Genomic DNA, 15,259 nt, shown 5'->3' with positions numbered 1-15,259 from the left:
CGAGGAGGTGTCGCACATGCGTCGAAGCGCCTCCCGACGCGCGCCGCTGAACGCCGTGGTGATCATTCCCGCCGCGCTGGCCCTGTTCTCCGCGTTCGTGGTGGTGCTGACCATCCGCACGATCGGATTCGCCGTACTGTTCGGCATCGCCGTCTTCCTGGTCTCGTTCGCCCTCACGCTGCTGCTGGACCGCTTGATCGCTCGCGGACCCGCGCGAGAGGCAGCGGTCAGGCGATCACGACGATGACGCCCGCGTCGCGCAGGCGCTGAAGCTCGGCCGGGTCCGCGTCCCCGTCGGTGATCAGGACGTCCACCTCGGGCGCCGTCGCGATCCGCGCCAGCGCGACGTTGCCGATCTTGGACGAATCCGCGACCACGACCGTGGTCTTGGCGTGCATGACCATGGCCCGATTCGCCCGCGCCTCGGTCTCGTCGTAGGTCGTGAGTCCGGATGCCGCACTGAACCCGTCCGCGCCGAGAATGGCCATCCCGATGTTGAGGGAGTTGAACGTGTCCTCCGCGAGCACCCCGACCAGCTCGAGCGACTGCGCCCGCAGGATGCCACCGGTCATGATGATCTTCAGCTTCGGGTAGCGCGAGACGAGATTGGCGATCGGCAGTGAGTTCGTCACGATCGTCAGGCTGGAGTGGCCGGCGAGCTCCCGCGCGACCCCCGCGGCCGTGGTCCCGCCGCTGAGCGCGACCGCGTACCTCTCCCGAGGCACCCGCGCCGCCGCGGCCCGCGCGATGCGGCGCTTCGCCTCCCGGAACCGGGTGTCCTTGAGCGCGACCGGACGCTCCGTGAGCGAGGACGCCACCTTCGCGCCGCCGTGCGTGCGCAGGATCAGGCCGTGGTCGGCCATCGCCGCGAGGTCCCGGCGCATCGTCGCCGATGATGTCGAGAAGTGCTCGGCCAGCTCGGCGAGCTCGACCTCGCCGCGCTCGGCGATCATGTCCAGCACGTCAGCCATGCGCCGCGAGCGCTTGGCTGATCCGCCGATGCGTTCGAACACCGATTCTGCACGTTCACCATTCACCATATGAGCATCTCAAATGAGCGATTGATCGTCAATATGCCCTTTTCACTTGCGAAGAACGATCGCGTTTTGAAGAATCCTGCCATGTCAAAGATCGCGTTCACGGGTGCCGGCAGTGTCGTCTTCACTCGTCAGTTGCTCACTGATCTCCTACGTTTTCCGGACCTTCCGGAGGTGGAGATCGCCCTGCACGACACCGACCCCGATCGCCTCGACGTCGCCGGACGCACCGCCGACAACGTCGCGACTCAGCTGGGTCGGAAAGTGCGCATTCACTCATTCTTGGATCGCCGCGCCGCTTTCGAGGGCGCGGACTTCGTCGTCAACATGGTTCAGGTCGGCGGAATCGACGCCACCCGGGTCGATCTCGAGGTGCCGGCGTCGTACGGGCTGCGCCAGACGATCGGCGACACCACCGGCGTCGGCGGGGTGTTCCGAGGGCTGCGCACCTTCCCGGTCCTGACCGGCATCGCCGAGGACATGCGGGCAGTCTGCCCGGACGCCCTCCTGCTGAACTACACCAACCCGATGGCCATGAACATCTGGTGGCTGTCGGTGGTCGCCCCGGACATCCGCGCCTACGGGCTGTGCCACAGCGTGTACTGGACCGTCAACGATCTGTGCGAGCTGATCGGCGTGCCGCTGGAGGGCACGGACTACGTCGCCGCAGGTGTGAACCACCAGTCCTGGCTCACCCGCTGGGAGCGTGACGGCGAGGACCTCTATCCGCGATTGCGCGCGAAGATCGCGAGCGATCCGGAGCTGGAGCGCCGGGTGCGCGTGGAGATCTTCCGACGGATCGGCTACTACCCCACCGAGACGAGCGAGCACTCGGCCGAGTATCTGGACTGGTTCCTGCGCTCCGACGAGCAGATCGAGCGCTTCCGCCTGCAGCCGTCGGAGTATCTCGGCATCTCCGAGGAGAACGTCGCCGAATTCCACGAGGCCCACCGGATCCTGGACGCGGGCGGGAACGTGCCTCTGCACGATCCGAGCGACGCCGCCGAATACGCGCCCCAGATCATCCACGCGATGCTCACCGGGCAGCCGCGCCGCATCTTCGTCAACGTCCCCAACCGCGGCCTGATCACGAACCTGCCCGAGGGCGCCGTCGTCGAGGTGCCCGCGGACGTCGACGCCACGGGAGTGCATCCCCTGCCCTACGGCGAGGTCCCGTTGGCCGGCGCCGCACTGAACCGCCGGTACCTGTCCGTCGCCGAGCTGACCATCGAGGCGGCCCGCACGGGGGATCCGGAGCTGATCCGACGCGCGGTCCTGGTCGATCCGAACGCGGCATCCTCGATCACGCCCGACCAGATCTGGGCGATGTGCGACGAGATGACGCGTCGGCACGCGCGGTACCTTCCGGTCGCCCTGGGTGGGGACCTCGTCGACCAGCCGTGAGGCTGGAACGGCCGTGGGCGTCCCGCTGCGGCGGGGCGCCCACGGCTGTTTCAGCGGTTTTCCTTTCATCCCAAAACGCTCATTCTGAGTGAGCAATACGTGCAAAGTATTCCCAAACACGCAAGACGAGTTCAGGATGGGCGAAACGCGCGGCTCCCTCGGGGGCTCCACCACCACCGCGACTCCAACGAAGGAGAAGGACATGGCTCGTCACACCGCTCGATCGTCCCGGCTGGTTCGCGTCGGCGCGACCGCCGCCGCTCTCGCCCTCACCACCGCCGGCCTCAGCGCCTGCGGCGGCGGACAGGGCGCCACCAAGCTCGACACGTCCGCTCCCGTGACGATCACCTGGTGGACGGGTCAGTCCGACCAGGCCGAGACTCTCCTGGAGCAGCTCGCGAAGGAGTTCGAGTCGGCGCACAAGAACGTCACCGTCGAGGTCTCCAGCGGTGCACCGGAGACCGCCGACCTGCTGCAGAAGCTCTCCGCGGGCTTCGCCAGCGGCAAGTACCCGAACGTCTCGTACGCATTCGGTTCCTGGGCGAGCCAGCTGGAGGCCTCCGGTCGCACGCAGGACATCTCCAAGCAGGTCGCCGAGCCGGACGTCAAGTGGGACGAGTTCTCCGACGCGGCGCGGCAGACGGTGCAGCCGACGGGCAAGAAGACGATCGGCTTCCCGGCCGTCGTCGATAACATCTCGCTGCTGTACAACAAGAAGGTCTTCGACGCCGCCGGGGTGAGCTACCCCACCGATCAGTGGACCTGGGATGACTTCCGGGCCGCCGCGAAGAAGCTGACCGACTCCGCCACGCAGACGTACGGCTACGCGTACTCGGTCTCCGGCACCGAGGAGACGACCTGGCAGTTCTGGCCGCACCTGTGGCAGAACGGTGGGGACATCCTGAACAAGGATCAGACCAAGGCCACCTTCGACAGTGACGCGGGCGTCAAGTCCCTCACCTTCCTGCGCGACATGGCGGTGACGGACAAGAGCGTGTACCTCGACCAGACCGACACCAAGTTCGCCCAACTGTTCGCCAACGACCGCATCGGCATGATCACCTCCGGGCCGTGGCAGCTGACGGACCTGAAGACCGCCGGCACCGACTACGGGGTCACGGTCCTGCCGGCCGTGAACGGTGAGCACACCACCGTGTCCGGCCCCGACATCTGGGCGCTGCTGGACACGAAGGACGCGAACCAGAACTACTGGTCGTACGAGCTCGTGAAGTGGCTGACGGATGCGAAGCAGGATCTCCGCTGGAACGTGGCCTTCGGCAACCTGCCGCTGCGCGCCAGCGAGCAGGATTCGCCGGAGTTCGCCGCCCAGGTCAAGGCCCTTCCGGGCCTGGACGTGATGGCGAAGAACAGCGTCAACGCCACCAAGGCGCGTCCCACGGTGCCCGGCTACGTGGGGCTGTCCGAGGCGATCGCCAATGCGATCTCGGCGGTCCTGCAGGGGCAGGGCGAGCCCGCGAAGGCGCTGAAGGACGCCGCCGCGAAGGCCGACGAGGCGCTCGCGGACGAATGAGACCCGTGCGCGGGGTTCACCCTCACTGTGGCCCCGCGCACGTTCACGACACGGCATGGAGAGGAGCAACGATGACCGTCACGGAGACCGAGACTCTCATCACCCCGCGCCGACCCGGACGACGACCGGCCGCCAAGCGGTCGATGTCGCGAGGACGACGCTGGGCGGAGAACCTCAGCGGTTGGGCCTTCGTCGGCCCCGCCATGGTGATCGTCCTGGGATTGTCCATCTTCCCCGCCGTCTGGGCGTTCATCCTGTCGTTCCAGAAGTGGGACGGCTTCTCGGACCCGCAGTTCGTCGGCGGGAAGAACTACGTCAAGCTCGTCAGTGATTCCGAGTTCTGGGACGCGGTGACCCACACGGGTCTGTACGTCATCCTCTTCGTTCCGGCGTCCGTGCTCGCGGGGCTCTTCCTCGCCGTGGCCCTGAATCGCAAGATCCGCTTCATCGGCCTGTACCGCACGGCGATCTTCATCCCGTTCGTCGCCTCCGCGGCGGCCACCGGCATCCTGTCGACCTACCTGTTCAGCCCCCAGTACGGCCTGATGAACAACGCCCTGCGCGTCGTGGGCATCCCGGCGCAGGGTTGGCTGGAGGATCCGTCCCAGGCGATGGTCGTGATCGCGATCATGTCGCTGTGGGGTCAAGCCGCGTTCACGACCGTCATCTACCTCGCGGCCCTGCAGGACGTGCCGCAGGAGCTCCTCGAGGCCGCGCGCATCGACGGCGCGAACCGGTGGCAGACGTTCTGGCGCGTCATCTGGCCGGAACTCGGTCCGGTGACGGTGTTCGTCACCATCTGGCAGGTGATCGGTGCCATGCAGCTGTTCGACCTCGTCTACACGACCACGCGCGGCGGCCCCCTGGACGCGACCAAGACCATCGTCTACTTCCTGTGGGAGAAGGCTTTCCGCTCGATGCAGTTCGGCTACGGCTCGGCCGCGGCGTACGTGCTGTTCTTCTTCACCCTGGTGGTGACCGTCGCGATGGTCATCTACTCCAAGCGCAAGAACGTGGAGGCGTTCTGATGACTGACACCCTCGCCGCGGCGCCCTCGATCCGCACCGCGCCCGCGCGGCGGCGCCGGCGGTTCTCCGGCTGGCACTTCGTGCTCGCCCCCATCGCCCTGCTGTTCCTGATCCCGTTCCTGCAGATGTTCCTCGCAGCCCTCTCGCCGGCGGCGGACCTGGTCAAGTTCCCGCCGCCGTTCATCCCGTCCCGTCTGACCCTGGACGGTTTCATCTCACTGTTCACCAAGACGGACGTCCTGCGCTGGCTCGCGAACAGCACGATCGTCTCGGTCATCGCGATCGTCGGGCACATGGTGCTGTGTTCGCTGGCGGGGTACGGCTTCGCGCGTCTGAAGTTCGCCGGTCGCACCCTCGGGTTCTTCATGATCGTCGCGACCATCATGATTCCGACCCAGCTGCTGATGATCCCGACGTACATCATGTTCTCGACGGTCGGCATCATCGACACCCTCGCCGCCGCCTTCGTGCCCTGGCTCGCCTCGGCGTTCGGCATCTTCCTCATGCGTCAGTTCTTCCTCTCGCTGCCGGCGGAGCTCGAAGAGGCCGCCGCGCTGGACGGGTGCAATCGCTGGCAGATCTTCTTCCGCGTGGTGCTGCCGCTCGCCCGGCCGGCGCTGGCCACGCTCGCCATCTTCACGCTGCTGAGTTCCTGGAACGACCTGATCTGGCCACTGATCGCGATCAACGACGACAGCGTCTTCACGGTGCAGCTCGGTATCGCGAACTTCCAGGGATCGCGGCGGACCGACTGGTCCCTGCTGATGGCGGGTAACGTCGTGGCGACGTTGCCGTTGATCCTGTTCTTCCTGTTCGCGCAGAAGCAGTTCCTGGCCACGATGACGATGTCCGGGATGAAGGGATGACTTCGGTGAGAGTGCTGGTCGCGGGCGACGCGAACCTCGATGTGGTGCTGCGGGGCGACGTGATGCCCCGTTTCGGCCAGGCCGAACAGCTGCTGACGGCGGCGGACGTGGTGCTCGGTTCAAGTGCCGGCATCGTCGCGTGCGGTCTCGCTCGGCAGGGGGTCGAGGTGGATCTCAGTGCGCGGGTGGGCGATGACCTGTTCGGCGGCGAGGTGCTGCGGCTGCTCACCGAGCACGGTGTGGGCATCGAGCTGGTGGAGAAGGTGGACCAGTCCACCGGCGTCAGCGTCATCCTTTCCATGCCGGACGATCGCGCCATCCTCACCCACCTCGGGGCCATGTCCTCGCTGGACGGCGCGGCGGTGACCCGAGCCCGCCGTGACCAGGGCGCGACGCACCTGCACGCCGCCTCGATGTTCCTCATCCCCCGGTACGGTCGGGATCTGCCGACGGTGCTCGCACAGGCCAAGGCCGACGGTGTGACCACCAGCCTCGACACCAACTGGGACCCGGCCCAGCGCTGGGAGGGCGTCACGGAGTGCCTGCCGTTCGTGGACATCATGTTCCCGAACGGCCCGGAAGTCGTCGCCATCGCGCGCGCGGCAGGTGGCACCGGCGAGGACGTGTTCACCGCGGCGCGCGAGCTCGCCCGGTTCGGTCCGCGGGTCGCCGTGAAGGATGGTCCGGCCGGAGCCATCCTCGCGTTGCCCAATGGAGACGTGATGCGTGCCCCCGCTCTCGAGGTGGACGTCGTGGACACCACCGGCGCGGGTGACAGCTTCGACGCCGGATTCATCGCGGCGTGGTGCGCGGGCGCCGACGACGAGACCGCGTTGCGCCGGGCGGTGGCGGCGGGTTCGTTGTCCACGCGAGGTGCCGGCGGCACGGCTGCGCAGGCCACGCGCGAGGAGATCGACGCGGCGGTCCGGACACCGGAGCGGTTGGCCGGCTGAGGATCTCCTCCGGACGCATTCCGATGCGGGACGGGGCAGGGTACACTGAGTCCCAAACTTTGTGAACCTCCGTCTCACATCCGGAAAGAAGGAGCCCTCATGGCCGAGCCCGACTACCGCGCCCCCGTCGACGACTACGCATTCCTCTACGGCGAAGCGTTCGGTCTCGATCTGATCGAGCGCTCGACCGGTGGCGAGATGAGCGCGGATGACGCCGCCGAGATCATCGGCGGCGCCGGTGAATTCGCCGCCGGAGTCCTGGCCCCCCTCGCGACGATCGGCGACACCGAGGGCGCTCGCTTCGAGGACGGTCAGGTGCACCTGCCCGACGGCTTCGCGGATGCGTACGCCGCATTCGTGGACGCCGGGTGGATCTCCGCCGAGGCACCCGTGTCCGCCGGCGGCGACGGCCTGCCGGGATCGGTCCAGGCCGGACTCGGTGAGATCTGGAACGGCTCCAACGCGGCGTTCGCGCTGTGCTGGCTCCTGACGGCCGGTCAGATCCACGCCCTGGACGCGTACGCCTCCGACGAGATCCGCGAGACGTACCTGAGCCGCCTCGTCGAGGGCCGCTGGACCGGCACGATGAACCTCACCGAGCCGGACGCCGGCACCGACCTCGGCGCGATCCGCACGGTCGCGACGCCGCGTGGCGACGGGTCCTGGGCGGTCAAGGGCCAGAAGATCTTCATCACGTGGGGTGACCACGACGTTGCGGAGAACATCGTCCACCTGGTGCTCGCCCGCACCCCGGACGCCCCCGCCGGCGCGAAGGGCCTGTCCCTGTTCGTCGTGCCGAAGTTCCTCGTGAACGCGGACGGTTCCCTCGGGGATCGCAACGGCGTCGAGACCGTGGCGATCGAGCACAAGCTCGGCATCCACGGCAGCCCGACCTGCGTGCTGGCCTACGAGGACGCCACCGGCTACCTCGTCGGCGAGGTCGGCGGCGGGCTCGCGGGCATGTTCGTGATGATGAATTCCGCGCGTACCGGCATGGGCTTCCAGGCCACCGGCATCTCCGACCGCTCCTACCAGCTCGCGTCGGACTACGCCGCGCAGCGCCGGCAGGGCCCGGTCATCGACCGTCCCGCCGGTACCCCGATCGCCGAGCACCCGGACGTCCGTCGCCTGCTGCTGTCGATGTCCAGCCGCATCTTCGCGATGCGCGCGCTGGGTGTCTACGTGGGCGACCTGTTCGACCGCGCCGAGACGGACGGCACCGGCACCCTCGCCGAGTTCTTCGTCCCGATCATGAAGGGCTGGGCGACCGAGGAAGCGCAGTCGATCACGAGCGACGGCATCCAGGTGCACGGCGGCATGGGCTTCATCGAGGAGACCGGCGCCGCCCGTCACTACCGGGACGCGCGCATCATGCCGATCTACGAGGGCACCACGGCGATCCAGTCCAACGACCTCGTCGGCCGCAAGACCCTGCGCAACGGCGGCGCCACCGCCGAGGAGCTGTTCACGCAGATCGAGGAGACCATCGCCGCATTGCGCGCGTTCGGTGACGCCACCGCCGCCCGCGTCGCGGATCGCCTCGCCCGCGCCGTGGACAGCGCGCGTCGGGCCACGACCGCTCTCCTCGGTTTCGCGGACTCCGCCCGCGACGCCTACGCCACGAGCGTCCCGTTCCTGATGCTGCTCGGCACGCTCGCCGGCGGCTGGATGCACGCCCGGGCCGTCGTCGCCGTGCTCGCGCACAGCGCCGCTGCCCCCGCGGACGCCGCACGTCTGACCGCCGCGGACTTCTACACGGCGCACGAGCTGCCCCGAGTGCACGCTTACGCGGAGACGGTGGCCGCCGGCGAAGCGGTCTGACACCCGTACACGAGAAAGCGGCGCCCGGTTCTCCGGGCGCCGCTTCGCTTTTCCGCCTCAGCCCAGCAGAGCCGACGACGCGCGCAGCCGCGCCTCGCACTCGCTCATGATCTGCTCCACGACACACGAGGACCCGCACTCGTGCGCACCGTCCTGCACTGGCTACGCTCAACAGATGCCACCCGTTCGCGGAGCCCGCTGACGTGCTCGAGTCTCTCGGCCTGACGTTGCCCGCATTCCTCGCGCTGGCAGCGGCCACGGTGGTGGTCGGAATCAGCAAGACCGCGATGCCCGGCGCGGGGACGTTGCCCGCGGCGATCTTCGCCGCAGTGCTCCCGGCCCGTGCCTCGACGGCCACGCTCCTGGTTCTGCTGATCCTCGGGGACGCGATGGCGATGCTGCTGTACCGGCGACACGCTGAGTGGCGCGTCCTCCTGCGGCTCGCGCCCGCGGTCATCGCCGGAATGATTCTCGGGGCCCTTTTCCTGCTCGTGGCGAACGACGTCGGCGTCCGCCGCACGATCGCCGTCATCCTGCTCGCCATGATCGGCCTCACCCTGTGGCTGCGCCGCCGCGGGACCCCGATCCAACCGGGCGTCGGCGGACCGCGCGCTCGCGCGATGTCGATCGGCTACGGCTCCCTCGGCGGTTTCACCACGATGGTCGCGAACGCCGGCGGACCGGTCATGTCCATGTACTTCCTGGCGTCAGGGTTCCCCGTGAAGGCTTTCCTCGGCACCAGCGCCTGGTTCTTCGCGATCGTCAACCTCCTCAAGGTCCCGTTCGCCGCCGGGATCGGCCTGATCAACGCGCACAGTCTGCTCGTCGACGCGGTCCTCGCCCCGGCCGTCCTCATCGGCGGTGTGATCGGCTGGTTCATCGCCAAGCGCATCAACCAGCGCGTCTTCGAGATCGTGGTCATCACCCTCACGGCGATCAGCGCCCTCTATCTCCTCTTCTGACCCCGCGCCCCTCAACGGCCCTTCCCTCCGGTGGTTCAACGAGCGCAGGGAGTCGAATCATCGCCACCGGCGCCGTGAGCTGCGGATCCGCAGTGGTCGTGCCCGGTATGGGTGCTGGTTAACGACGAAAGCCCCGACCAGCGTTGGTCGGGGCTTTCGTTTAAAGGAAGTCCGGCGGTGTCCTACTCTCCCACAGGGTCCCCCCTGCAGTACCATCGGCGCTGAGAGGCTTAGCTTCTGGGTTCGGAATGTGGCCAGGCGTTTCCCTCTCGCTATGGCCGCCGAAACACTATTGATGTGTTCGTTCAGCCACAAACGATCAGTTCGTTTGTGGTGTTCTCGACCGTACATCGAGAACCACTCAGTGGACGCGAATCATCCGCAGGATGAAAGTGTTATCAAGTCATCGGCTTATTAGTACCGGTCAGCTTCACGTGTTGCCACGCTTCCACATCCGGCCTATCAACCCAGTAGTCTGGCTGGGAGCCTCTCACCCCGAAGGGTATGGAAATCTCATCTTGAGGCCGGCTTCCCGCTTAGATGCTTTCAGCGGTTATCCATCCCGAACGTAGCTAACCAGCGGTGCACTTGGCAGTACAACTGGCACACCAGAGGTTCGTCCAACCCGGTCCTCTCGTACTAGGGTCAGATCCTCTCAAATTTCCTACGCGCGCAGCGGATAGGGACCGAACTGTCTCACGACGTTCTAAACCCAGCTCGCGTACCGCTTTAATGGGCGAACAGCCCAACCCTTGGGACCTACTCCAGCCCCAGGATGCGACGAGCCGACATCGAGGTGCCAAACCATGCCGTCGATATGGACTCTTGGGCAAGATCAGCCTGTTATCCCCGAGGTACCTTTTATCCGTTGAGCGACAGCGCTTCCACAAGCCACTGCCGGATCACTAGTCCCGACTTTCGTCCCTGCTCGACTTGTCAGTCTCACAGTCAAGCTCCCTTGTGCACTTACACTCGCCACCTGATTGCCAACCAGGTTGAGGGAACCTTTGGGCGCCTCCGTTACTTTTTGGGAGGCAACCGCCCCAGTTAAACTACCCACCAGGCACTGTCCCTGAACCGGATCACGGTTCGAAGTTAGATATTCAGAGTGACCAGAGTGGTATTTCAACAATGACTCCACACTCACTGGCGTGAATGCTTCACAGTCTCCCACCTATCCTACACAAGCCACACCAAACACCAATACCAAGCTGTAGTAAAGGTCACGGGGTCTTTCCGTCCTGCTGCGCGTAACGAGCATCTTTACTCGTATTGCAATTTCGCCGAGTTCGCGGTTGAGACAGTTGGGAAGTCGTTACGCCATTCGTGCAGGTCGGAACTTACCCGACAAGGAATTTCGCTACCTTAGGATGGTTATAGTTACCACCGCCGTTTACTGGGGCTTAAATTCTCAGCTTCGCCTTACGGCTAACCGGTCCTCTTAACCTTCCAGCACCGGGCAGGCGTCAGTCCGTATACATCGTCTTGCGACTTGGCACGGACCTGTGTTTTTAATAAACAGTCGCTACCCACTGGTCTCTGCGGCCACCACACCCTTTCGGAGTAAATCCTAATAAGTGGGTGGCCCCCCTTCTCCCGAAGTTACGGGGGCATTTTGCCGAGTTCCTTAACCACGATTCTCTCGATCTCCTTGGTATTCTCTACCTGACCACCTGAGTCGGTTTGGGGTACGGGCGGCTGGAACCTCGCGTCGATGCTTTTCTTGGCAGCATAGGATCACCCACTTGATACGCATCGTGTCTCAGCCTTGATGAGAGACGGATTTGCCTATCTCTCGGCCTACGCACTTGCACAGCGACAACCATCGCGCTGCTGGGCTACCTTCCTGCGTCACACCTGTTAATACGCTAGCCGCACCAGAATGGGGTCGTACGCTAGGCCCAGACCGTCACCCCGAAGGGATCAGTGACTGGGATTCAGATACTTAGCACTACTGGATTGACTGGGGCGGTTCTTCGCCGGTACGGGAATATCAACCCGTTGTCCATCGACTACGCCTGTCGGCCTCGCCTTAGGTCCCGACTTACCCAGGGAAGATTAGCTTGACCCTGGAACCCTTGGTCTTTCGGAGGACGTGTTTCTCACACGTCATTCGCTACTCATGCCTGCATTCTCACTCGTGTAGCGTCCACGGCTGGATCACTCCGCCGCTTCACTCGCCACACGACGCTCTCCTACCCATCAACACGGCTGGACCACGAAGGCCTACCAATAATGTCAATGCCACAACTTCGGTGGCGTGCTTGAGCCCCGTTACATTGTCGGCGCGGAATCACTTGACCAGTGAGCTATTACGCACTCTTTCAAGGGTGGCTGCTTCTAAGCCAACCTCCTGGTTGTCTGAGCAACTCCACATCCTTTTCCACTTAGCACGCGCTTAGGGACCTTAGATGGTGGTCTGGGTTGTTTCCCTCTCGACTATGAAGCTTATCCCCCACAGTCTCACTGCTGCGCTCTCACTTACCGGCATTCGGAGTTTGGCTGACGTCAGTAACCTGGTGAGGCCCATCGGCCATCCAGTAGCTCTACCTCCGGCAAGAAACACGCAACGCTGCACCTAAATGCATTTCGGAGAGAACCAGCTATCACGAAGTTTGATTGGCCTTTCACCCCTATCCACAGCTCATCCCCTCAGTTTTCAACCTAAGTGGGTTCGGTCCTCCACGACGTCTTACCGTCGCTTCAACCTGGCCATGGATAGATCACTTCGCTTCGGGTCTAGGACACGCGACTGAATCGCCCTATTCAGACTCGCTTTCGCTACGGCTACCCCACACGGGTTAACCTCGCCACGTATCGCTAACTCGCAGGCTCATTCTTCAAAAGGCACGCTGTCACACCTACCAGGGGTGCTCCAACGGTTTGTAAGCAAACGGTTTCAGGTACTATTTCACTCCCCTCCCGGGGTACTTTTCACCTTTCCCTCACGGTACTTGTCCGCTATCGGTCATCTGGGAGTATTTAGGCTTATCAGGTGGTCCTGACAGATTCACACGGGATTTCTCGGGCCCCGTGCTACTTGGGATACTCACCACGCCAGCACACGCATTTCGACTACGGGGTTGGCACCCTCTATGACTGGCCTTTCAAGACCATTCGTCTATACGCTGCTGTCACGTTGAAACTTCGGCAGAAGAATCCGGTAAGTCCCGCAACCCCCTGCATGCAACGCCTGCCGGCTATCACACACGCAAGGTTTAGCCTGATCCGATTTCGCTCGCCACTACTCACGGAATCACGGTTGTTTTCTCTTCCTGTGGGTACTGAGATGTTTCACTTCCCCACGTTCCCTCTACCCGCCCTATATATTCAGGCGGGAGTCACTAGGTCGGCAAGCCGCCCAGCGGGGTTTCCCCATTCGGACATCCTCGGATCAAAACTTGCTTATCAGTTCCCCGAGGCTTATCGCAGATTGCTACGTCCTTCTTCGGCTCCAGATGCCAAGGCATCCACCGTTTGCTCTTAAAGACTTGAATACATGAGTTAAAGAAATCTCAACCCCCACAAAAGTGAGGGCCAAAAATATTTCAAAAACAATCGACCCCGAAGGGTCAGATCATCTTTAAGATGCTCGCGTCCACTGTGTAGTTCTCAAAGTACGGGCGGTACCTTCCACTCCCCGACTCACGCCGGCTCGAAGAAGGCCCAGAGGTACAAACCCACAACCCGAAGGCCATGGTGTCCGGTCCCTCAGGACCCAACAGCGTGCAAGCACCAGCCCCGCCGGCCCCACGTTCCAACACCGAAGTGCGTACTAGCAGAAACCCTTGGTTCTGATGCCATGTCAAATGTTCCACCCATGAGCTCCCAGCGAAGAACGTGTGCCTTCGAACTGGGCTCTGCAGTCCCGAAGGACTGAGATGCTCCTTAGAAAGGAGGTGATCCAGCCGCACCTTCCGGTACGGCTACCTTGTTACGACTTAGTCCTAATTACCGATCCCACCTTCGACGGCTCCCTCCACAAGGGTTAGGCCACCGGCTTCAGGTGTTACCGACTTTCATGACTTGACGGGCGGTGTGTACAAGACCCGGGAACGTATTCACCGCAGCGTTGCTGATCTGCGATTACTAGCGACTCCGACTTCATGTAGTCGAGTTGCAGACTACAATCCGAACTGGGACCGGCTTTTTGGGATTCGCTCCACCTCACGGTATCGCAGCCCTTTGTACCGGCCATTGTAGCATGCGTGAAGCCCAAGACATAAGGGGCATGATGATTTGACGTCATCCCCACCTTCCTCCGAGTTGACCCCGGCGGTATCCCATGAGTTCCCACCATTACGTGCTGGCAACATAGAACGAGGGTTGCGCTCGTTGCGGGACTTAACCCAACATCTCACGACACGAGCTGACGACAACCATGCACCACCTGTAAACGAGTGTCCAAAGAGTTCCCTATTTCTAGGGCGTTCTCGAATATGTCAAGCCTTGGTAAGGTTCTTCGCGTTGCATCGAATTAATCCGCATGCTCCGCCGCTTGTGCGGGTCCCCGTCAATTCCTTTGAGTTTTAGCCTTGCGGCCGTACTCCCCAGGCGGGGAACTTAATGCGTTAGCTTCGTCACGGAATCCGTGGAAAGGACCCCACAACTAGTTCCCAACGTTTACGGGGTGGACTACCAGGGTATCTAAGCCTGTTTGCTCCCCACCCTTTCGCTCCTCAGCGTCAGTTACGGCCCAGAGATCTGCCTTCGCCATCGGTGTTCCTCCTGATATCTGCGCATTCCACCGCTACACCAGGAATTCCAATCTCCCCTACCGCACTCTAGTCTGCCCGTACCCACTGCAGGCCCGAGGTTGAGCCTCGGGATTTCACAGCAGACGCGACAAACCGCCTACGAGCTCTTTACGCCCAATAATTCCGGATAACGCTTGCGCCCTACGTATTACCGCGGCTGCTGGCACGTAGTTAGCCGGCGCTTTTTCTGCAGGTACCGTCACTTTCGCTTCTTCCCTGCTAAAAGAGGTTTACAACCCGAAGGCCGTCGTCCCTCACGCGGCGTTGCTGCATCAGGCTTTCGCCCATTGTGCAATATTCCCCACTGCTGCCTCCCGTAGGAGTCTGGGCCGTGTCTCAGTCCCAGTGTGGCCGGTCACCCTCTCAGGCCGGCTACCCGTCGACGCCTTGGTGAGCCATTACCTCACCAACAAGCTGATAGGCCGCGAGCCGATCCCAGACCGAAAAATCTTTCCAGTGAATGACGATGCCGTCTCCACTCGTATCCAGTATTAGACGCCGTTTCCAGCGCTTATCCCAGAGTCTGGGGCACGTTGCTCACGTGTTACTCACCCGTTCGCCACTGATCCACAGAGCAAGCTCTGCTTCACCGTTCGACTTGCATGTGTTAAGCACGCCGCCAGCGTTCATCCTGAGCCAGGATCAAACTCTCCGTGAAAAACAGTTGCATAACTCCCAGTCGGAAAAAGACCAGAAGAAAGCGAGTTTGAAACTGACCAAAAAAGGATGTCATTACTGACTTCCATATAATTGATCCAAAGGAATCTCTCACCCCAAAAAAGGGATGACGAGGTTATTTGGCATTTGACAAGTGCACGCTGTTGAGTTCTCAAGGATCGGACGCACCCACCAGACCACCCTCCCAGGCAGCCCAACGGGGCAACTTCTCAATCTTAGGAC

General features: G+C 63.2%; 9 protein-coding genes and 3 rRNA genes. 8 read left to right on the top strand and 4 right to left on the bottom strand.

Features of this window, described 5'->3' with window-relative positions; all coding sequences use genetic code 11:
* The first annotated feature begins 16 nt into the window (after positions 1–16).
* Positions 17–247, top strand: coding sequence for a hypothetical protein (locus BN1193_RS00200; RefSeq protein ID WP_040162792.1), 231 nt, complete (start codon positions 17–19; stop codon positions 245–247).
* On the opposite strand, the gene BN1193_RS00195 is transcribed toward BN1193_RS00200, so the two are convergent.
* On the bottom strand, positions 228–971 hold the full coding sequence (locus BN1193_RS00195; protein ID WP_230206364.1) for a DeoR/GlpR family DNA-binding transcription regulator: 744 nt from the start codon (positions 969–971) through the stop codon (positions 228–230). The two genes, BN1193_RS00200 and BN1193_RS00195, sit on opposite strands and share 20 nt — an antisense overlap.
* Before the next feature lie 150 nt (positions 972–1,121).
* On the opposite strand from BN1193_RS00195, the gene melA reads away from it, so the two are divergent.
* The 7 genes from melA to BN1193_RS00160 all read left to right on the top strand — a co-directional run bounded on the left by melA (position 1,122) and on the right by BN1193_RS00160 (position 9,602).
* Positions 1,122–2,441: an alpha-glucosidase/alpha-galactosidase gene (gene melA, locus BN1193_RS00190; RefSeq protein WP_040162789.1), complete on the top strand. Its 1,320-nt coding sequence runs from the start codon at positions 1,122–1,124 to the stop codon at positions 2,439–2,441.
* Positions 2,442–2,643: 202 nt separating this feature from the next.
* The gene (locus BN1193_RS00185) at positions 2,644–3,972 is read left to right on the top strand and encodes an ABC transporter substrate-binding protein (RefSeq protein WP_040163111.1); all 1,329 of its coding nucleotides are present in this window, start codon (positions 2,644–2,646) and stop codon (positions 3,970–3,972) included.
* A 71-nt stretch (positions 3,973–4,043) separates the two neighbouring features.
* Positions 4,044–5,000, top strand: coding sequence for a carbohydrate ABC transporter permease (locus BN1193_RS00180; protein WP_040162787.1), 957 nt, complete (start codon positions 4,044–4,046; stop codon positions 4,998–5,000).
* The gene (locus BN1193_RS00175; protein ID WP_040162784.1) at positions 5,000–5,866 is read left to right on the top strand and encodes a carbohydrate ABC transporter permease; all 867 of its coding nucleotides are present in this window, start codon (positions 5,000–5,002) and stop codon (positions 5,864–5,866) included. The genes BN1193_RS00180 and BN1193_RS00175 overlap by 1 nt, the downstream gene beginning before the upstream one ends.
* Positions 5,863–6,819: a carbohydrate kinase family protein gene (locus tag BN1193_RS00170; RefSeq protein ID WP_040162782.1), complete on the top strand. Its 957-nt coding sequence runs from the start codon at positions 5,863–5,865 to the stop codon at positions 6,817–6,819. Before BN1193_RS00175 ends, BN1193_RS00170 begins: the two co-directional genes overlap by 4 nt.
* 99 nt (positions 6,820–6,918) lie before the next feature.
* Entirely contained in the window at positions 6,919–8,640 is a 1,722-nt protein-coding gene (locus tag BN1193_RS00165) for an acyl-CoA dehydrogenase (protein WP_040162780.1), read from the top strand.
* A 203-nt stretch (positions 8,641–8,843) separates the two neighbouring features.
* Positions 8,844–9,602, top strand: coding sequence for a sulfite exporter TauE/SafE family protein (locus tag BN1193_RS00160; protein WP_040162778.1), 759 nt, complete (start codon positions 8,844–8,846; stop codon positions 9,600–9,602).
* A 169-nt stretch (positions 9,603–9,771) separates the two neighbouring features.
* On the opposite strand, the gene rrf is transcribed toward BN1193_RS00160, so the two are convergent.
* The 3 genes from rrf to BN1193_RS00145 form a co-directional block, all read right to left on the bottom strand.
* Positions 9,772–9,888 (bottom strand): 5S ribosomal RNA (rrf, locus tag BN1193_RS00155).
* A 108-nt stretch (positions 9,889–9,996) separates the two neighbouring features.
* A 23S ribosomal RNA gene (locus BN1193_RS00150) occupies positions 9,997–13,099 on the bottom strand.
* A 395-nt stretch (positions 13,100–13,494) separates the two neighbouring features.
* Positions 13,495–15,017, bottom strand: a 16S ribosomal RNA gene (locus BN1193_RS00145).
* The 16S, 23S and 5S rRNA genes sit together here, the layout of an rRNA operon.
* Positions 15,018–15,259: the final 242 nt, after the last annotated feature.

Source organism: Microbacterium gorillae (assembly GCF_000826185.2).
In the GTDB taxonomy this organism is placed as follows: Bacteria; Actinomycetota; Actinomycetes; order Actinomycetales; family Microbacteriaceae; genus Microbacterium; species Microbacterium gorillae.
The sequence above is the reverse complement of the archived record's forward strand: the minus strand, read 5'-3'. Positions and strand labels throughout refer to the sequence as shown.

Excerpts from the sequence above, each read along its gene's own strand:
- BN1193_RS00185 (WP_040163111.1), top strand. The coding sequence starts at position 2,644 with ATGGCTCGTCACACCGCTCGATCGTCCCGGCTGGTTCGCGTCGGCGCG.
- BN1193_RS00180 (WP_040162787.1), top strand. The coding sequence starts at position 4,044 with ATGACCGTCACGGAGACCGAGACTCTCATCACCCCGCGCCGACCCGGA.
- BN1193_RS00195 (WP_230206364.1), bottom strand. The coding sequence starts at position 971 with ATGGCTGACGTGCTGGACATGATCGCCGAGCGCGGCGAGGTCGAGCTC.
- BN1193_RS00165 (WP_040162780.1), top strand. The coding sequence starts at position 6,919 with ATGGCCGAGCCCGACTACCGCGCCCCCGTCGACGACTACGCATTCCTC.
- melA (WP_040162789.1), top strand. The coding sequence starts at position 1,122 with ATGTCAAAGATCGCGTTCACGGGTGCCGGCAGTGTCGTCTTCACTCGT.
- BN1193_RS00200 (WP_040162792.1), top strand. The coding sequence starts at position 17 with ATGCGTCGAAGCGCCTCCCGACGCGCGCCGCTGAACGCCGTGGTGATC.
- BN1193_RS00175 (WP_040162784.1), top strand. The coding sequence starts at position 5,000 with ATGACTGACACCCTCGCCGCGGCGCCCTCGATCCGCACCGCGCCCGCG.
- BN1193_RS00170 (WP_040162782.1), top strand. The coding sequence starts at position 5,863 with ATGACTTCGGTGAGAGTGCTGGTCGCGGGCGACGCGAACCTCGATGTG.